This window comes from Paenibacillus sp. Y301, assembly GCF_059445505.1.
Map to the genome: position 1 here is coordinate 43,173 of NZ_JCAIUL010000011.1, position 19,408 is coordinate 62,580.

Sequence of the window (19,408 nt, forward strand, 5' to 3'; positions counted from 1 at the left end):
AATATTAGAGAAGGGTAACATTGAATTTATGATACACTGGAGTAAGAAACGAATGTAAAAGGCAAGGAGATTAGACAATCATGAAGTTAGTATCTTGGAATGTAAATGGTTTGAGAGCTTGTGTTACCAAAGGGTTCAATGCGTATTTCGAAGAATCTGATGCGGATATTTTTTGCGTTCAAGAGACGAAGTTACAGGAAGGGCAGATTAACCTGGAGCAGGATGATGATGGATATACACAATATTGGAATTACGCTCTGAAAAAAGGGTATTCCGGTACTGCTATTTTCACAAAAATAGAGCCTTTGTCTGTTCGATATGGTATAGAAGAGGATCATGAGGACGAAGGTCGTATCATTACGCTAGAATTCGATGCTTTCTATCTTGTGAATGTATATACACCTAATGCAAAACGTGATCTAGCTAGGCTAGAATACAGGCTGGAGTGGGAAGACCGTTTCCGTAACTATGTCCAGCAATTAGATGTCCTTAAGCCTGTCATTATTTGTGGTGATTTAAATGTTGCTCATCAAGAAATTGATCTAAAGAACCCGAAATCGAATTATAATAACTCTGGATTTACACCTGAAGAAAGGGGTAAAATGACGACGTTGTTAGATGCTGGTTTCACGGATTCATTCAGATATCTCTATCCTGATCGGGTTGATGCTTATAGTTGGTGGTCTTATATGGCTAAAGTAAGGGAGCGAAATATTGGATGGAGAATTGATTATTTTCTTGTCTCGTCTAGATTGCAACCTTCGCTGTTAGATGCAGGAATTGATCAACATGTCATGGGTAGCGATCATTGTCCAATTACGTTAGTCCTTGAAGATATAAACAATGAAATGGATGCTATGTCAAAATAAAACTACTGGAGGAATAGAGTAATGAAAGAGTTCGATATGATGTTGGAGAAATATGCTGAGCTGGTCGTTAAAGTTGGAGTGAACATACAACCTGGACAAGTTCTTGTCGTTCAAGCCCCATTGGAAACCGTGGATCTGACACGCTTAATCGTAGCTAAGGCCTATGAAGCTGGAGCTAAATATGTACAGGTTGAGTGGGAAGATGAAGCCATCACACGTATCCGATATGAAAAGGCCAATGACGAATCCTTTAACTATTATCCGAAGTGGCAAGCTGACATGATGGAACAACTTGCAGAAGGCGGAGGAGCTATTTTACATATTAAAGTACCTAATCCGGAATTGTTTCGCGGCATTGATTCATCAAAAGTCTCCAGAGCTGTTAAAGCTGCAGCAGTTGCACGTGAGAAATACCAGGCCTATGTGCGTACGAACAAGTTTAGCTGGTCTTTGATCAAGGCACCAACACGTGCCTGGGCGAATAAAGTATTCGCAGACCTCCCTGAGGAGGAGCGGGTACAAGCGATGTGGGATGCAGTATTCCTTATGAACCGTGTCGAAGCAGATGGATCGCAAGATCCTGTAGCCGCTTGGCGTGAACATATTAAGCAACTTAAAGTAACTCAGGAACGTATGAATGCCAAACGGTATAAGAGCTTGCATTACCGTGCTCCTGGAACCGATTTACGTGTCGAAATGCCACAAGAACATTTATGGCTTGGTGGAGGAGACGAGAATCAGGATGGTGTATACTTTGTAGCGAATATGCCAACGGAAGAAATCTATACGATGCCACTTCGAACGGGTGTGAATGGAAAGGTAACGAGTACACTTCCACTGAATTTAAACGGAAGATTAGTCGAAGGAATGTCATTGACTTTCAAAGAAGGTAAAGTAGTTGAATATGATGCTGAATCAGGTCGTGAACATTTAACTTCACTACTAGAAACTGACGAGGGCGCATCATATCTTGGAGAAATGGCTTTAGTACCTAATGACTCACCCATATCACGCTTGAATCGCGTCTTTTATAATACAGGTATCGATGAGAATGCCTCATGCCACTTTGCACTGGGTAGTGCTTATCCAGTTAATATAGAAGGTGGCACAAAGCTCAGTAAAGAAGAACTACTGTCCAAAGGTGGGAATGTCAGCTTAACCCATGTCGATTTCATGATTGGATCAGATCAGCTTGAGATTGATGGTGAACTGGCTGATGGAACGATCGAACCGGTATTCCGTAACGGGAATTGGGCATGATCTGAATTAAATGCTATCTTTGGAGCGATAGTGGTATTGTTGATATTTTTTGCGATCTCACGAAGTAGTAGGGGACGTTGGTAGTTGGAATAGAATAAGTATTTTCTAGAAAAAAAGGGACGCAATCAGCAATGGAGTCATTGCTGATTGCGTCCCTTTTGTGTTTTTTACACGTATTATACGGTCCTATTTTTTCTTAATAAGTAGTACTTACATGCTGTTTCAAGAACTCTAATGCGTTAAATACCATAATGGCTGCATCAGAACGCGTGATCTCACTTTGAGGATGAAAGGGCTCATCACCATGAAGTGTATTAATGTTCCAAGTTAATGAACGTTGAATCGCACCTTGATACATAGGCGTAATTTCATTCTCATCACTAATGGTGATAGGTACAAGTTTAATCATCGGTAGATTACCTACCTTCTCTACACCTTGAAGCAGATGATACGTAAATTGTTCTTTCGTCATCGGTTTCGTGGGATCGATATCTTTTGGAATATCAATATTGTTGTAAAAGGCATTCACGAACGATTCTGCATACCATGCATCATCTTTAATTTGCGTGAAGTTATCACTAGCTTGAGGCATTTTACTGAATTTCATAGTATCCAAGTTAAGTTGAAGTCCCTTTGAGATAAGCTGAATAGCTTGTGCATTTGTTAAAATTGCCGAAGGTTGGAATTCCGTTACAGTAACGCCTTGAATGATACCTTGCTGTTGTAAAGTAATGATTTTATCTCTTCCTGGAGTGGATCCCAGATCTGTAAATGGCTTGTCAGCTGCATATATCATTCCTCCAAGCGAGAGAGAAAGGATCGATGTGATGGCCATTGTGGAGATTGTCTTCTGTAGTTTCATTGTGTGTTCCTCCTAAGTTTTAATGTAATACATAGGGTGATTCCATTAATTACCTCAATAGACGTGAGATTATTTAAGAATGTTGCAGGTGAATGACATTCATTTTAATTGACTATGATAATCATTATCATTTATAATGAAGTTATCTTCATAGCGTGTGGTTATGAATAATTATTTCGTTGAGGGAGTGTTCGTAATTGCTTATTCAAACAAGAAGTATTGTAGTGGAAAAGGGTAATTCAGATAAAGTTGTTGAGCGTTTCAGTAAAGAAAGTCCAGTAGAAGGCATGGAAGGACTTATAGATATTAGTGTACTCGTAAATAAAAGAAGTAAAGAGAATGAAGAAGTGGTTGTCATGATTCGATGGGAATCAGAAGAGGCATGGAAGAATTGGGAGAAGAGTGATGTTCATATTCAGGGGCATCGAGCGAAAAAAGGGCAGGAAAAACCAGATTATATAATCAGTACAACTGTGAATATGTATGAGAGCAAAATGATCAAAAAGTGTAAAGCTTTTAGCCATCAATAAAATAGTAGCTTCAAACATCAAAACATGGACCACAACATCAAAGGACAACTTCTTCAATAGCAAGAATACGACTTGGCTATTGAATAAGTTGTCCTTTTTCTGTGCACGTGACGAGTCTATGCTGAACGTTTAAGCCTCTTTAGTAAGGGTGCACGATATTTCACTAGAACAAAACGAAGAAGGAAGTATCCGATAATTGAAAATATAATACTGTTCACAACTGAACCTACTACAAAATTCATCCCCATATGACCAAATCTACTGAGATAGTGAGGGGAGATATCAGGTGGGTCTAGATTAGCAATCGATAAGCTGTTCCCTTGAAAGGAAGAGAAGTAGAAAAGACTGAGTAAAAGGAAACCAATCTTATAGTTCAAATAAAACAATCCTGGCCACACAATCGTTCCTAATGAACCTGAAATAACAGCAGCAGCAATATTACCACGTAGTAGTCGAGCAAGACCTAAGGAAAGCAAAATGCCAATCCCAAAGGTTGGAAACCAACAATGGAAAAAACCAGCAATAAAACCAATGGAAATGTAGTGATCGGACTTCTTGATGCGCAATAAACGCAAACTATCATACTTTAATTTCCTGAAGATTCGCAGCTTCATGGTAATTCTTCCTTTACTTGTGAATTCTACAATCTTTACATAGTAGCACTAAATAAAAAGGTTGAAAAGGTAATCTATAGGATATTACCTTCCCCGTTTGTAGACTAGAGTGGCGTTAATTTCTCCCCCGACTAGAATAATAATGGAACTTATATATAGCCACACTAGTAAGATCATTAACCCACCAAGACTTCCATAGGTTCTGGTGAAGTTCCCAAATTGATTGACATAGAGTGAAAATAAGAAGGACGTTGCAATCCAACCAAAGGTTGAAAATATGGCTCCAGGAAGTGCTCCTTTAAAATTAATTTTTCTACTCGGTGCGAACATGTATAGAAAGGTGAACACAACAATCATGACGACTAAAGGGACTACATATTGAAGTAAATTCCACAATCGATGAATACGTTCAGAGAAATGAAATAAAAGAACGATTTGGTCTCCAACCCAACCTCCGAATACCAGTAGAAGGATGCTAAGCAGAATAACAATTCCAAGTACGACAGTTGCCAATAGGGAAATACCCCGCACTTTCCATAATGCTCTATTCTCAATTGTGTCATAAGCCTTGTTAAGTCCCTTTACAACAGCATTGATGCCCCTTGAAGCTGCCCATAATGTAGCTAACATACCGAAAGAGAGTAACGCTTGACTTCTTCCGAGAGAAACATCTTTCACAATATCTTCAATAATGTTTACCGCCTCAATAGGTATGATTTCCCTAAGGCCCGTAATTCTTTCTTCCATAGAAATGTCGGCATAACCAACGAGGGTCATAATAAATATGAGGAATGGAAAGAAAGAAAGAATAAGATAATAGGTTAGTTGTGCACTGATCGCTTGAACATCGTCAGCACGTATTTTTCTGAATAATTGTTTAGAGAAATCAATAAGCCAAGCTACTTTACCTTTATTCATATTACCCCTCACTTGGAAAGTAATCGGATTCTAACCGTGTTCTTCTATAATATCATTCTACACGTTAGTAAAGTAATTAATCCGTTTCAATAAGATTTATCCAAATACAAATACAGGTATGACATAAATATTACGATACATGATAGGTAAAGAGAATGTATGTCTAAAAGGGGTATTAATGTAGCTATATTCATGATATATTATTATTTTTCCAGTTGTGTTAATGAACTGTAGGAGATGTTGAATTATGGTGTTACCCTAGAGCCATATAGTTTCAATTACCATCACGCTATGATATAACTAACATTGACAAAGATAATATAAATATTATTTAATTAAAACATATGAGTTTAGTTGGATATCTAATATATTTCATTCATTAGGACAATTATTTCAAAACATATAAGAGAAAGTTGAGTGTATATCTATGTTTGCATCTTTGAACGATACACGTATTTATTTCGATGTAGAAGGTTCCGGTTACGTACCTGTAGGTGAAAGTATGAAAAAGAAACCCGTCTTATTTGCGGTTCATGGAGGGCCAGGTAGTGATCATTCTGATTTCAAACCATGGTTGACCCCATTGAGTGAACATATGCAGATTGTTTATTTGGATCAACGATCCAATGGTCAATCTGATCGTGTAGATTTAACGACATGTACGCTTGATCAGCTTGCTGATGATATTGAAGCACTCCGACTATACTTGGGTCTTGGACAGATATCCGTTCTTGGTCATTCCTTTGGGGGTATGGTAGCTCAGGTATATGCTACAAGATATCCTGAATCATTAGACAAACTTGTGTTAGTATGTACGGCACCAAGTTGGAATTTCTATGCAGATGCACTTGAGTATGCATCAAAAAATGCTTCTTCTGAACAATTATCCGTTATTCCGGAAATGTTCGAAGGTCGTATTGAGGATGAAGCCCATGCGATTCGTTGGTGGGATGTTTGTTACGGTCTTTATTTCCATGTCCATGATGAAGTAGTAATGAGAGAAACGGGAAATCGTCCTATTGGATCACTTGAGGTGGCTAATTATACATTCAAGAACTTATTGCCTTTATATGATGTTCGTCCTAAATTGACTTCGTTGCCTGTGCAGACTTTAATCATTGGGGCGACATATGATTGGATTACTCCTGTGTCCCAAGCGAAAGAGATGCATCGTTTGATACCGCAATCCAAACTCGCTATATTTGAGCACAGTGGACATATGCCATTCATTGAAGAGCACGAAGCATTCATTGAGTTAGTATCTAGTTTTATTGTACAAGAGGAAGCTTAAGATTAAGACAATAAAAGTAAAAAGAGGTTTTGCATATGACAACTTTAGAGGATTGGAGAACAGCCCGGGAACAATCCGTTGCGGAGTATCAAGGTGATCTCGCTCTCATTGGGCTACATACGATTCAACAATCGATACAGGTTGAAGGGATCCCTGGAATATGGGCACCAACATCAGGCCGTTCAGGCCTAACACTCAGAGCAACGGCTGCTGACCAGATCCTTGTGGACGGGCATCTAGTTGATGGCACGGTCACTTTAGAAAGTGATCATTCTATCGTTCAGTTCTCAGAAACATTGACGGCAGTTGCAACTGCACAACCAGGTTCAGATCATTTATTAGCAGTATATGATACAAATTCGGAAGCCATGAGGTCGTATGAAGGGATCTCTTCATTCCCATTTAATGAGCAATGGATCATTGAAGCTGAATTTGTAATGAATGAGAATCATAGAACAATAGGGTTTGAACATAAGTCCGATGAAGAGGGGAGTCTACGACATCATCAGTCTCCAGGAGATATTCATTTTATCCATGAGGGCGTGTCGTATCTATTAACTCCGTTTGCTTCAGGTAGTTCACTCATTATCGTATTTGGTGATCTAACGAACGGTAAGGAATCTTACGGTATGGGGCGAATGCTCCTTGTATCTCCTGATACGGATAGTAAGGTCATGTTGGATTTTAATAAGTCCTTTTTGCCGCCATGTGCCTTTTCTTATCATTTCAACTGCCCACTTCCGCCTGTACATAATCGCTTACATTTTGAAGTGACTGCAGGAGAGAAGCAAGTGGTTTTTCGTTCGTAATTTAGGCTTGTACAAATAACTTCAGGGAGTTGTATGAAATGTCATTTAAATTTTCCATGAAAAATTCAATTGCTACTTTGCTTGTTGCAGCATTATTCATTCTGCCAGCCTGTGGTAATACAACCAGTACATCAAGTACAGGTGGTGCGAGTTCGAAAAAGGTTGTTAATATTGGAATCTCACACTCGCCAAGTAGTTTAAATCCGTTGTCACCCGTAGGGCTAGCGTCCTCTTATGTAACGGGCCTAATGTTCCTACCCCTTGTTGATATCGATGAAGATCTGACCTTCAAGCCAATGCTTGCAGATTCAATCGAAACGACAGATAATACAACATTTACGATTAAGTTGAATGAGAATGCGAAATGGACAGATGGCACTCCAGTAACTTCTGATGATGTGATATTCACGTTGAAGTTGATGGCTAATCCAAAAGTAGCCTCTGTCTATGCCTATACATTTGGTATATTAGAAGGCCTTGATGATACAGGTTATTTGCCTGAAGGGAAGACGGATATTTCGGGTGTGAAGAAAGTGGACGAGCATACATTAGAATTGAAGACGAAGTCTGCTACAACGTTGAATATTTTCAAAGATACAATCGGTAGATATCTACTGACTGTACCACAGTCTGCATTAAAGGATATTGCACCTGAGAGTATTAATACAAGTGCATTTATGCAAAAGCCAACAGTTACCAATGGACCTTTCAAACTGGTTGAGTATAGTAGAGATCATTATGTTCAGATGGATGCCAATAAAGACTACTTCAAAGGCGCACCTAAACTTGAGCAGTTGAATTTCAAAGTGTTACAGGGAACAGCCATCTCTACACAGCTTCAAAGTGGAGAAATTGACATGAATATTCCTTCTGTTGGTGTTATTCCTATTGACGATTATGATAAGATTAAAGGATTAGAGGGTATAACTACAGTAGATGGTCCTGCTATCGCAAGTCAGTTTATGTATATCAATGAGAAATCTGTTCCAGATGCTAAACAAAGACAGGCTATTTCTTATGCTCTTAATCGCGAACTTATTGTGAATAATCTTCTTAAAGGAAACGGCGAAGTCGTGGATGGATTCTTTACAAGTTACAGTCCATATGTAGATCCAACCATTAAACCAGTTTCATATGATCTAGAGAAGGCAAAGAGTCTATTGAAGGAATCTGGATGGGATACTGGCAAAACACTTAATTTGTCTGTTCTATCTGGAGATAGTACACTAGAGAACGCAGCTAATATTATGGCTGAGAATTTAAAGAGTGCTGGCATTAATGTAAAAATTCAATTGGCTGATCTTGCCACACTAATAGATAAGCTTGTGAAAATGGATTACGATCTAGGTATTCTAACCGTATCTCTAACACCTATAAATCCGTTACCTGACGTAGCGTACTTCTTACAAGAAGGTAATCCTAATGGTTATAGTAATGGAGAAGTAGATAAACTGATCAATGCATTAAAAGCAGAAACGGATGAAGCGAAGATCAAAGAATACTATAGTGAAATCCAAAAGATTGTCGCTCAAGATGTTCCTATGCCTTCCATCTATTCAACTAAAGCATTGGGTGCAATAAATGATAGAGTAATTGTCGCTAAGCCTAAGGACTTTGGTATGTTTATTAATGTAAATGAATGGGACGTTAAGTAAGCATGGAACATCATGGGTTAATCAGATTATAAAAGGTGATGACAGAGATGAATGATTTGATCGAGGTCAGTCATCTGCAAACGGCTTTTGACACGGACCAAGGAATGGTCATAAGTGTAGATGATGTGAGTTTTCGCCTACGGCCAGGGGAAACTCTGGCACTTGTGGGAGAATCGGGCTCTGGGAAGAGTGTTACAGCATTGTCAGTAATGCAACTCCTTGGAAAAGGGAGTCGCATTGTTGGTGGGAAAGTAGTATTTGAGGGTACAAATGTATTAGAGCTAGATGACAAAGAGATGAGAGGGATTCGTGGGAATAAGATATCTATGATCTTTCAGGAACCCATGACTTCTCTCAATCCTGTTCTTACTATTGGATATCAAATGTGCGAATCGATCATGCTGCATTTGAAACAGAGTAAGAAGGAAGCCCGAGTAAGCGCGATTGAAATGTTGAAAAAGGTGGGCTTGCCCAGACCTGATCAGATAATGGATGAATATCCATTATCCTTATCCGGTGGGATGAGACAGCGAGTTATGATTGCAATGGCACTATCTTGCAAACCTAAGGTTCTGATTGCTGATGAACCTACAACAGCACTGGATGTGACAGTACAAGCTCAGATCATGCAACTCATGAGGGATTTATGCAAAGAAGCAGGTACAGCCATTTTACTAATTACTCATGATTTGGGTGTTGTCGCAGAAATGGCGGATCGTGTACTCGTTATGTATGCGGGTCAAGTCGTGGAAGAAACAGATGTGTATACACTGTTTGATGAACCCGAGCATCCCTACACGAAAGGATTATTGAAATCCATTCCTCGTATAGATACTGAAGAGTATGAGGAGCTTGAGTCTATCCCTGGCGTTGTTCCAACGAGATACCAGTATATTACAGGATGCCGATTCTATAATCGGTGTCCTATTGCGACGGAAAAATGTAAAGAGATTCTTCCACCACTCGCCATAACGAAAGAGGATCATTATACTCGTTGCTGGGAAGTTGGTAACATAAAGGATGGGGTGTGGGAGGAAGCATATGAATAGTCAGAATATTATCCAACCCTCACCGCTTCTATCTTTAGAAGATTTGAAAGTTTATTATCCTATTCGTAAAGGGATTATTAAACGCAAAGTTGACAATGTGAAGGCCGTTGACGGGGTAAACTTAAACCTATATTCAGGTGAGACACTTGGATTGGTTGGTGAGTCAGGCTGTGGGAAATCGACCATTGGGAAGGCTATCATAGGTCTGGAGAAACCAACAGAAGGACGTATTCTTTTTGATGGGGATGATATCGCTGGATACTCTTCCAAAGAAATGGTCACACTCAGATCTCAACTACAGATTGTATTTCAGGATCCTTACTCTTCTTTGAATCCTCGGAAGCGGGTAATTGACCTGCTGAGTGAACCTCTAAAGGTTCATGGCATTGTAGCGACTTCAGAGGTATCCAAAGAAGTAGATAGATTGCTGGAACTTGTAGGGCTTCCAAAGAATAGCAAGAACCGTTATCCACATGAATTCTCGGGGGGACAACGTCAGAGAATAGGGATAGCAAGGGCGCTTTCTTTAAGACCAAAGTTAATCGTGTGTGACGAACCTGTCTCTGCACTAGATGTGTCTATACAGGCACAGGTGCTGAATTTGTTGAAAGATTTACAGAAGGAATTAAACCTGACCTATCTCTTTATTGCACATGGTCTGGGTGCAGTGAAATATATAAGTGACAGAATCGCGGTCATGTATCTTGGGAAAATTGTTGAGCTTGGCTCGGCACGAGATATTTTTCAGAATGCCAAACATCCATATACAAGAGCGTTGATGGATGCGTCACCTATACCTAATCCTCATTTAAGGAATAGAGACAGAATTGTGTTACAGGGAGATGTTCCAAGTCCCGTTAATCCTCCCAAGGGATGTCGCTTTCATACTCGTTGTCCTATGGCTCAAGCCATATGCCGTGAACAGGAGCCTGAGTTGTTAGGAGATAGCCTGCACTCATCTGCCTGTTTTTTCTCTCACTGATGAAGATCCGAGGTGTTAATTTCATTGTTTAATTACGTTATAAGACGCATACTTATTGCGATTCCAGTTCTTATTGGTGTAACTATTATTAATTTCATAATCATGAGTATGGCGCCAGGGAGTCCTGTTGACATGCTCATAAGCCCACAGATTCCGGCTGAGGCATTAGCTGCGAAGAGAATAGAACTGGGTCTGGACGCTCCAATCTATGTCCAATATTTCAGTTGGTTCAAACATTTGTTACAGGGTGACTTAGGGTTCTCGATGATAACCTATGAACCTGTTCTAAATATGATCGTATCACGTATGGGACCTACATTATTGCTTATGGGGGTTTCCTTAATCATCGGAGTTGCTATAGCTATACCACTAGGCATATTGAGTGCTCGCAAACAATATTCCAAATTAGATTATGCTGCGGTAACAGGTTCTTTTCTCGGCATATCTGTCCCTAACTTTTTTCTTGGACTCGGCCTCATTTATGTCTTCTCACTATGGTTGAAAATTCTACCCTCTAGTGGAATGACCTCTCTTGGCAGTGGAGGTGGTTTCGGGGATATATTAAGGCATCTGATTATGCCTGTCATTGTACTTACGGCGAATGTTGCAGGACGCAATATTAGGTATGTTCGTTCAAGTATGTTGGAGATTATGGAACAAGATTATTTACGTACAGCCCGTGCCAAGGGACTTAAAGAAACCTTAGTTATCAATAGGCATGCTGTAAGAAATGCTTTGATTCCCATTATCACAGTACTCGGTATGGAAATTCCAATACTATTTGGTGGAGCTGTTGTCATTGAACAGATCTTTGCTTGGCCTGGAATAGGTCAATTAACGATGTCCTCCATTATGAGTCGTGATTATTCTACGATTATGGGGCTTAATCTGACGGCTGCTGTCATTGTCATCGTAGCGAATTTGTTGACAGATATAACGTATGCCCTGGTTGATCCGAGAATCAAATACAGTAAATAGAAAGCGGCGGTTTAATGAATTTATTTGAACGATACATCACAGGGCGTAAAGAACCGCAATTGGACACGGGTATGGGTTGGCCGGAGGGTGATGAAAGTACCATAAAGTTGTTTGCACGCAGGTTTAAGAAACATAAGCTTGCCGTTGCAGGACTTGTTGTGATCTTCATCGTCACGTTGTGTGCGATATTTGCACCCTTAATCGCGCCGTATGATCCTACTACTGTGACAGAAAGTTTCGGTGCTGCGCCATCAGCGGAACATCTAATGGGTACTGATCAGGTCGGACGTGATCAACTAAGTAGGCTTATTTACTCAGCCAGAGTATCTTTGTCTGTTGGGATCGGATCTATACTCATAGCAGTCGTTATTGGGACAGTTCTGGGTCTGATATCGGGATATTTCGGTGGTTGGATTGATAGCCTTATTATGAGAATTACAGATATGTTCATGGCCTTTCCTTATATTATGCTTATTCTTGTTGTTGCAAGTATCGTGGGTCCGGGACTTATGAATATGATCATTATACTCGGAGTTCTGGGTTGGCCAGGTGTCGCACGTTTGGTAAGAGGAAACGTACTAACGATCAAAGAAACAGAGTATGTTAAAGCGAGTGTTGTGTTGGGATATTCAACGCCGAGAATATTATTTTCTCATATTCTCCCTAATACCGTAGCTCCTATTTTGATCTATGCTACCTCAGGAATTGCAGGTGCTATACTTGACGAGGCAGCTTTGAGTTTTCTAGGTCTTGGTGTTCAACCTCCTACGCCAAGTTGGGGGAACATGCTTGCTAGTGCTCAGTCTTTAACCGTACTGACATCACAACCTTGGTTATGGATTCCACCAGGTGTTATGATCATTTTGAGTGTATTATCTATTAACTTTGTGGGTGACGCCCTGCGTGATGCATTAGATCCAAAAAATAAAAAGTAATAAGAACCGGTATTCCTAACATTGGGATACTGGTTTTTTGACGACGAAAGGATATTTTAAATGAACGATACATCAAATGCTTCAATCATACAAAAAACAATGGATTTTGTCCGAACTGAATTAGAACATGAGAGCAGTGGACATGATTGGTTCCATATCTATCGTGTGACTCAATCGGCAAAAGTCATTGCACAAGAAGAGGGAGCAGACCTCTTCGTATGTGAACTTGCATCTCTACTCCATGATATTGCAGATGTTAAGTTAAATATAAGTGAAGAGGCTGGGTTATTTAGAGTGAGAACATGGTTGGAACAAAATAAGGCTCCTATAGGAACGATCGAACATGTTATGGAGATTATCTCAACCATGTCTTACAAGGGAGGTGGAAAACCTCCGATGTCAACGCTTGAAGGCAAGGTTGTTCAAGATGCTGATCGTCTGGATGCCATCGGGGCAATGGGGATTGCACGGGTCTTTGCGTACTCCGGAGCAAAGGGGAGGAAACTTCATGATCCTTCCTTAGATCCTCGTATAGATATGACGGAAGAAGAATACCGTAATGGTGAGGATACAGCTATTAATCATTTTTACGAGAAACTTCTGAAGTTAAAAGACCTGATGAATACGAACTATGGCAGAACCTTGGCTTTGGGCCGCCATCAATTTATGTTAGATTATTTGGAACGTTTCTACAGTGAATGGGATGGGAATAAGTAAGTCGTTATTATCCAAAGAACAAGACAGTGATGAATGTAGTCTTGTTCTTAGGGTTATAACTAGCTGTCAACTTATAGCTATATCCTATTAGTGTGATGCGTTCTATATATTTCTAATCATCCAATAACATCTGTAGTATATAGATAACTCCAAATGACTATGAAGTTTTAACTATTTGTTAAAAAGAAAGGTGATATGTGAGATGAGCGACTTAGTAAAGAAACAATTTGATGCTGTAGCCCAAAGTTATGACCTTCAACGCCGTCAATTAATTCCTTGTTTCGATGATTTCTATGGAACGGCTATTGCTTGGGTTGATGTCCAGATGGCAGCTCCAAGAATCTTAGATTTAGGTGCAGGAACAGGTCTGTTCTCCTCCTATGTTCGACAGAAATACCCAGCAGCACAAATGACATTAGTTGATCTAAGTGAAGAAATGTTGAAAGGAGCACGAATAAGGTTCAATGGAGATCCGAATGTTAAGTATCTCACAGGTGATTTTGTGAACTTTGATTTCGCTGGGCAGAAGTATGATGCTGTCATTTCATCACTAGCCATTCATCATTTATCACATCATGATAAAAGCGCTCTTTTCCATTCCATACATGATCTCTTAACAGAGGGTGGAGTTTTTGTTAATGCGGATCAGACCGCGGGGACTTCTTCTTTTTTCGATAATCGTTATAAAGAGGAGTGGGAGCATACTATTGGCCAGAGTGGACTATCTAATGAAGTGGTTGCATCCGCAATAGAACGTAGGAAGTTAGATAAGAACGCTTCCGTCAAGGATCAGCTTAAGTGGTTGCGCGAAGCTGGATTTACAGAAACGGATTGTATTTATAAATATAATGAATTTGCTGTTTTTTACTCTTTGAAGTAACCCATTGAAGTCGCCATTTGCGGACGAACTTGAAACTTTGAGAGACGTAAGAAGCCAATTAGTGATATCATTAAGGCAGTGCTAGGCATCAACATATTACACTCTATAACATAAATGATTGATTGTGGGGGAGTCCATAGTAGATTTCCTTTTATATAGCGATATACACCTTGCACTCATACTAGATTTATAGGAAGGGACGTAGAATGATGAACTATAAAATGATCGTACTTGATTTAGACGATACGTTACTATGCGATGATCATACAATATCACCACGCACGAAGAAAGCTTTGATGGACGCACAAGAGGCAGGAGTTAAAGTTGTTCTAGCATCAGGTCGCCCTACATTTGCAATGACGCATATTGCTGAAGAATTGGAGCTTGAGAAATTCGGAAGTTTTATTCTATCTTTTAACGGCGCCAAAATTATTAACTGCACCACCAACGAACAATTATTCAGTAGCACACTAACACCTGAAACGGTGCATGAGCTATACCATATAAGTAAAAAAGAAGAGGTTGGGATTCACACCTATATCGGGGATGATATCGTCACACCAGCAAACAATGAGTATACGGATATTGAAGGTCAAATTACAGGTATGCACATTATAGAAGCAGATGATTTCATCGATGCTATTCAAGAACCCGTTGTAAAGGTGTTAATGGTAGGGGCACCAGAAAGATTGGTTATCTTGGAAAAGAAAATGCAACAACAACTTGAAGGTAAGTTGAATGTCGTACGTTCAAAGCCCTATTTCTTAGAGTTCACAGAAGCGGGTGTTGATAAAGGGACGAGCTTACATCATCTGATTAAGAAGCTGGATATTCAACAAGCAGAGGTTATTGCTATGGGAGACAGTTACAATGACCAAGCGATGATTGAATTCGCTGGACTTGGTGTCGCCATGGGAAATGCACCTGACGATATTAAAGAAATTGCTAATTATATCACCGATACGAACATGGAAGATGGCGTTGCGAAAGTCGTTGAGAAGTTTATTCTGAACGAGATTGTACGCACGAAATAATTCTAATCTTGAAAGGTCTGATATTATTTGAGTTATGACATATATCTAAGACAACTTGAGATGAAAGATGCTAGCTCTCTTCTAGATTTGAAAATAAGAAATCGTGATTTCTTAAAGAGACCGATGAAGTTATCGGAAGAATTGCATTAACAGGTATTGCACGAGGTCCTTTTCAAAATGCATATTTGGGTTATTCCATCGATCAACAACATAACGGGAAAGGTTACGCGACAGCTGCAGTCTCATTATGTTTGAAAGAGGCCTTTGAAGTGATCGGCTTACATCGTGTTGAAGCGGGAGTCATGCCAAGGAATTTGCGTTCCATTCGAGTATTAGAAAAGGCAGGGTTTCGGCATGAGGGATTAGCCAAAACATATCTGAAAATTAACGGTGTATGGGAAGACCATGAACGATTTGCGATAACTTCAGATTCATGATGCGTCCTTAAAGTTGCTAACTTAACAAGTAAATGAATAGTATACTCCAACAATATGTTAAAAGAACCAGTCTTACACGTTACTTCCGTGTATTGACTGGTTCTTTTTAGTGAATATGGTATTCAGATGTTAAGCCGAATCGCAACTTACGATTTGATACCTTTGATGAGAAATCGATGATTATTACTCTGAACGAAACCATCGCGTTCCATTTTATCTTGTAGCAGACATAGTTGATTAAAACATCTTTCCACTGAGAAATCAGGAAATTCCCATTCGATGATCTTCGCGTAGTAGACTAATGCACCAATATCCTGGAATTGATGAGATAGGAAACATTCTCTTGCATCCAAAATTGTAAATCCAGCACTGATTAAATCATTCATCGTTCCTTCAAGATTGAATTCTGCATGAACAATGTTTGAATCATTTCCCAACAGGAACTTGGAGAGCTCTCGGTTATTGCGCCCGCCAACTTGTTGAGTAATAAACATTCCTCCAGGTTTCAATATTCGGAATACTTCCTTGGAAGAAAACGACTCATGTCTATTAATGACTAGATCAAAGAAAGAATCCTCAAAAGGTAATTCCTCATCCTGAAAAACCTGTCTAACTTCAATCCCATGACGTGGTAGTGTGTTCTGGCAAAGTTCAACATTAGGAGGATACCCCTCAGTGGCGAATGTTGAACCTGCTGGTGGAGCAAGAGAGACTAGAAACTCTCCACCACCTGTACCCATGTCTAACATCGTTGTGGATGGATTCATATAGGTGGTAACGATTTTTTTATAATCCCAAGGTGGATCTTGAGCTGTCGTTCGTTGTGAGATATAAGAGAAATCCCAGCCCTTGAAAGTCATTTGTTCTTCCGATTTCCAAAATTTATTTAAATCATTGATGTTCATACTCATACTGTCATCCCCATTTCACATTGTTGTGGTAAATTCCTGTGATGAGGTGCAGTTGACTGATAACTACTTCACTTAGCTCGGTACAATCTGTTATCAGATGTTATCAACTGCACCGAGCAGTTACCGAATTTGAATCTCATCCTCTGTTCACCATGCTTCCTCAACAATATTCTTACACAATATTTAATTCGTCCTAGAGGCTCATTTTCCTTTAGTGAAATCTATTTAAAATCATAATGGAGTTCTATGAACTGTCCATATCGAGTTGTGTTGACTAGATTTAATGATTGAAAATCTTTTATTCCCGTAAATAATGGGATACCACTTCCTAGGATGACAGGTGTAATATTTACAATAAGTTCAGTAACACAATTCATATTCATTAGCTCAGAAATCAATAGACCACCACCGACGATCCATATTTTTTTATAAGACATAGAGGAAAGAGAAAGTATCATATCTTGCACAGTGCCATCTATAAAGGTTACATTCGGATCACTACCATTGGGGCTATTGGTATATACATAACAATCCTTACCACTATAGGGAAAAGGTTCGTCAAAGCTTACGATACTCTCATACGTACTTCTGCCCATGATCACCGCATCGATTCCCGAATAATAGTGTCCGTAACCGTTATCTCCATCTCCTTCAATAGCGTATAACCACTCGACATTCCCCTCATTCGTTGCAATAAAACCATCTAAACTAGCTGCGACATACACACTTATTTGTTGTTCTTTCACCATCATGACCACTCCTTGTTATTGTATTAAAATCATTATAAAATCTAATCACGACAATAATTGACGTTTAATATGGAGGGCTTATGAATAAATTTCAGCAATTAAATGCGGTATGGCTATATATAAATCAAGCAAAAGTGTTTAATGCAAAGGATATCGCCGTGCAATTTAACATTTCAGAAAGAACGGTTCAACGGTACGTTGCGGAGTTATCTGAACTGGGTCTACCCATTAACTCAGAAGCAGGCAGAGGTGGTGGATACAGAGTAATGCCTAATAAATTATTACCTCCCATTTCCTTTACTCATGATGAAGTCTTCAGCATTTTTTTTGCTTACCAATCTATTGAAAATATAAAAGGACTACCTTTTCATGCCGATTATCATAATGTTTTGAATAAATTGATGAATCAGACAGAAGTTAAGTTCAGAAACGAAATGACTGATTTAAGCGAATACATTGTATTTCTTACACCAAATCGCCATTTTGAGAATCATTTTTTAAAAGAAATATTTATACATTCTCGAAAAAAGGACACTATAATCATAGGTTATCAATCAATGAACCAACATTCTGTGAAAAAGCTAATTCCCATTGGTTTGTATACATCAAAAGGATTGTGGTATGCCCTAGCATATGATGTTAATAAAGGTACAATCATTACTTTACGTGTAGATCGAATTAGTGACATGAAATTTGACCATTCGAACTTGGAGAGTCTACATCTACCGACGTTAAAAGAGTGGTTAAAGAATCAAGGGAATGAATGTTATGATTCTACAATTCAGTTTCATGTTGAATTAACGCGACAAGGTGTAATGAAATGCCGGGATAATGAATTTCTAGAAAAACATATACATGTGTACGATAACGGAATTGGCTACGTAGAATTTGTTGTTCCTGAGACTGACCTTAACCATTTAACGGAATATTTTTTCACATTACATCAAGATGCCAAGATCATAAGACCAAAGGAAGCTGTCAACAGAATGTGTGAGATGGCATCAGGAATTTTGGCTCAATACAAAGGCTAAGCAGCTTATTAAGGAGAGAACATAATAACAATGAAGAAATGGACGATGATGCTTCTACTTTCACTGACCATGATCCTAGTCGTAGCATGTGGAAACAATACCAATAAAAATAACGGTACCCCAAACACGGAGGAACCAACTGAACATAACAGTCTGGATGCCGTTAAAGCAAGTGGAAAGCTTAGTATCGGTACTGAAGGTACTTATGCGCCGTTCACTTATCATGATGCAAATGGAGATCTCACGGGATTCGATGTAGAAGTTGCAAGGGAAATAACGAAACGTATGGGCGTTACACCTGAATTTATTGAAACACAATGGGACGGGCTTATTGCAGGTATGGACGCTCAGCGGTTTCATGTGATTTTTAACGAGGTGTCCATTACAGATGATCGCAAAGTCAAATATGATTTCTCCGATCCTTATATTGTTTCGAGGGCATCATTAATTGTAAGTTCAAATAATACGGACATTAAGTCGTTTGCTGATTTGAAAGGGAAAAAGTCGGGTCAATCACTGACTAGTAACCTCTCCGAGATTGCCCGTGAGAATGGTGCAGAAATTGTGGCTGTAGATGGGTTTAATCAAGCCGTTGATTTATTGAGCTCAGGACGTATTGATGCGACGATTAATGACAGCTTATCATTTCTAGATTTAAAAAAACAAAAACCGAACGTGAAAATCAAGCAGGTCGATGAAGTAGCCGATGGATCTCAAAGCGCCGCATTATTTCTAAAAGGGAATGATGAACTTGTCCAAGCGGTCAATCAAGCGCTAACGGACATGAAAAATGACGGGACGTATTTAAACATTTCTGAGAAGTATTTTGGAGCGGACGTTTCTAAATAATAGAGGGACTAAGGCTATCTTATGCCAAAAGATCCAAGAAGGATGTCT

20 protein-coding genes and 1 pseudogene are annotated in these 19,408 nt (G+C 39.3%); 16 read left to right on the forward strand and 5 right to left on the reverse strand.

Going from position 1 to position 19,408, the window contains the following annotated elements:
• Positions 1-80 precede the first annotated feature (80 nt).
• The gene (locus AC1D69_RS18145) at positions 81-869 is read left to right on the forward strand and encodes an exodeoxyribonuclease III (RefSeq protein WP_495457558.1); all 789 of its coding nucleotides are present in this window, start codon (positions 81-83) and stop codon (positions 867-869) included.
• Positions 870-890: 21 nt separating this feature from the next.
• Positions 891-2,129, forward strand: coding sequence for an aminopeptidase (locus AC1D69_RS18150; protein ID WP_495457559.1), 1,239 nt, complete (start codon positions 891-893; stop codon positions 2,127-2,129).
• Positions 2,130-2,325: 196 nt separating this feature from the next.
• Here the strand turns inward: AC1D69_RS18150 and AC1D69_RS18155 are convergent, their stop codons facing one another.
• Positions 2,326-2,991, reverse strand: a complete 666-nt coding sequence (locus AC1D69_RS18155) for an S-layer homology domain-containing protein (RefSeq protein ID WP_495457560.1) — start codon at positions 2,989-2,991, stop codon at positions 2,326-2,328.
• Positions 2,992-3,188: 197 nt separating this feature from the next.
• Here AC1D69_RS18155 and AC1D69_RS18160 point away from each other — a divergent pair, with 197 nt between their 5' ends.
• Positions 3,189-3,521 (forward strand): antibiotic biosynthesis monooxygenase, encoded by a 333-nt coding sequence (locus AC1D69_RS18160; protein ID WP_495457561.1) that lies wholly within the window; start codon positions 3,189-3,191, stop codon positions 3,519-3,521.
• Between the two features lie 116 nt (positions 3,522-3,637).
• Here the strand turns inward: AC1D69_RS18160 and AC1D69_RS18165 are convergent, their stop codons facing one another.
• Together AC1D69_RS18165 and AC1D69_RS18170 are read right to left on the reverse strand one after the other, a co-directional pair.
• A complete protein-coding gene (locus tag AC1D69_RS18165; RefSeq protein WP_495457562.1) occupies positions 3,638-4,135 on the reverse strand; it encodes a DUF2062 domain-containing protein in 498 nt (165 codons plus the stop codon).
• A gap of 84 nt (positions 4,136-4,219) precedes the next feature.
• Positions 4,220-5,053, reverse strand: a complete 834-nt coding sequence (locus AC1D69_RS18170) for a YihY/virulence factor BrkB family protein (RefSeq protein WP_495457563.1) — start codon at positions 5,051-5,053, stop codon at positions 4,220-4,222.
• Positions 5,054-5,480: 427 nt separating this feature from the next.
• Here AC1D69_RS18170 and AC1D69_RS18175 point away from each other — a divergent pair, with 427 nt between their 5' ends.
• From AC1D69_RS18175 to AC1D69_RS18225, 11 genes and pseudogenes are all read left to right on the forward strand, one after another.
• A complete protein-coding gene (locus tag AC1D69_RS18175) occupies positions 5,481-6,344 on the forward strand; it encodes an alpha/beta fold hydrolase (RefSeq protein ID WP_495457564.1) in 864 nt (287 codons plus the stop codon).
• 35 nt (positions 6,345-6,379) lie between these two features.
• Complete coding sequence (locus tag AC1D69_RS18180; RefSeq protein ID WP_495457565.1) at positions 6,380-7,153, forward strand: DUF1684 domain-containing protein; 774 nt, start codon at positions 6,380-6,382, stop codon at positions 7,151-7,153.
• Between the two features lie 38 nt (positions 7,154-7,191).
• Entirely contained in the window at positions 7,192-8,808 is a 1,617-nt protein-coding gene (locus AC1D69_RS18185; RefSeq protein ID WP_495457566.1) for an ABC transporter substrate-binding protein, read from the forward strand.
• A 47-nt stretch (positions 8,809-8,855) separates the two neighbouring features.
• Positions 8,856-9,857, forward strand: coding sequence for an ABC transporter ATP-binding protein (locus AC1D69_RS18190; protein WP_495457567.1), 1,002 nt, complete (start codon positions 8,856-8,858; stop codon positions 9,855-9,857).
• Complete coding sequence (locus AC1D69_RS18195; protein WP_495457568.1) at positions 9,850-10,839, forward strand: ABC transporter ATP-binding protein; 990 nt, start codon at positions 9,850-9,852, stop codon at positions 10,837-10,839. The genes AC1D69_RS18190 and AC1D69_RS18195 overlap by 8 nt, the downstream gene beginning before the upstream one ends.
• A 24-nt stretch (positions 10,840-10,863) precedes the next feature.
• Positions 10,864-11,817 carry an ABC transporter permease gene (locus AC1D69_RS18200; RefSeq protein WP_495457569.1) on the forward strand — a complete coding sequence of 318 codons (954 nt, stop codon included), beginning with the start codon at positions 10,864-10,866 and terminating at the stop codon, positions 11,815-11,817.
• 14 nt (positions 11,818-11,831) lie between these two features.
• Entirely contained in the window at positions 11,832-12,752 is a 921-nt protein-coding gene (opp4C, locus tag AC1D69_RS18205) for an oligopeptide ABC transporter permease (RefSeq protein ID WP_495457570.1), read from the forward strand.
• A 60-nt stretch (positions 12,753-12,812) separates the two neighbouring features.
• Positions 12,813-13,469, forward strand: a complete 657-nt coding sequence (locus tag AC1D69_RS18210; protein ID WP_495457571.1) for an HD domain-containing protein — start codon at positions 12,813-12,815, stop codon at positions 13,467-13,469.
• A gap of 202 nt (positions 13,470-13,671) precedes the next feature.
• Positions 13,672-14,349 (forward strand): class I SAM-dependent methyltransferase, encoded by a 678-nt coding sequence (locus tag AC1D69_RS18215; protein ID WP_495457572.1) that lies wholly within the window; start codon positions 13,672-13,674, stop codon positions 14,347-14,349.
• A 209-nt stretch (positions 14,350-14,558) separates the two neighbouring features.
• The gene (locus AC1D69_RS18220) at positions 14,559-15,383 is read left to right on the forward strand and encodes a Cof-type HAD-IIB family hydrolase (protein WP_495457664.1); all 825 of its coding nucleotides are present in this window, start codon (positions 14,559-14,561) and stop codon (positions 15,381-15,383) included.
• A gap of 107 nt (positions 15,384-15,490) precedes the next feature.
• Positions 15,491-15,820, forward strand: a pseudogene (locus AC1D69_RS18225) (GNAT family N-acetyltransferase); the annotation flags it as partial.
• A 146-nt stretch (positions 15,821-15,966) separates the two neighbouring features.
• Here AC1D69_RS18225 and AC1D69_RS18230 read toward each other — a convergent pair.
• Both AC1D69_RS18230 and AC1D69_RS18235 read right to left on the reverse strand, forming a co-directional pair.
• Entirely contained in the window at positions 15,967-16,731 is a 765-nt protein-coding gene (locus AC1D69_RS18230) for a class I SAM-dependent methyltransferase (protein WP_495457573.1), read from the reverse strand.
• Positions 16,732-16,952: 221 nt separating this feature from the next.
• Positions 16,953-17,483, reverse strand: a complete 531-nt coding sequence (locus AC1D69_RS18235) for a dihydrofolate reductase family protein (RefSeq protein WP_495457574.1) — start codon at positions 17,481-17,483, stop codon at positions 16,953-16,955.
• A gap of 77 nt (positions 17,484-17,560) precedes the next feature.
• Here AC1D69_RS18235 and AC1D69_RS18240 point away from each other — a divergent pair, with 77 nt between their 5' ends.
• Together AC1D69_RS18240 and AC1D69_RS18245 are read left to right on the forward strand one after the other, a co-directional pair.
• Positions 17,561-18,511 (forward strand): helix-turn-helix transcriptional regulator, encoded by a 951-nt coding sequence (locus AC1D69_RS18240; protein WP_495457575.1) that lies wholly within the window; start codon positions 17,561-17,563, stop codon positions 18,509-18,511.
• 30 nt (positions 18,512-18,541) lie between these two features.
• Complete coding sequence (locus AC1D69_RS18245; protein WP_495457576.1) at positions 18,542-19,360, forward strand: amino acid ABC transporter substrate-binding protein; 819 nt, start codon at positions 18,542-18,544, stop codon at positions 19,358-19,360.
• Positions 19,361-19,408 lie beyond the last annotated feature (48 nt).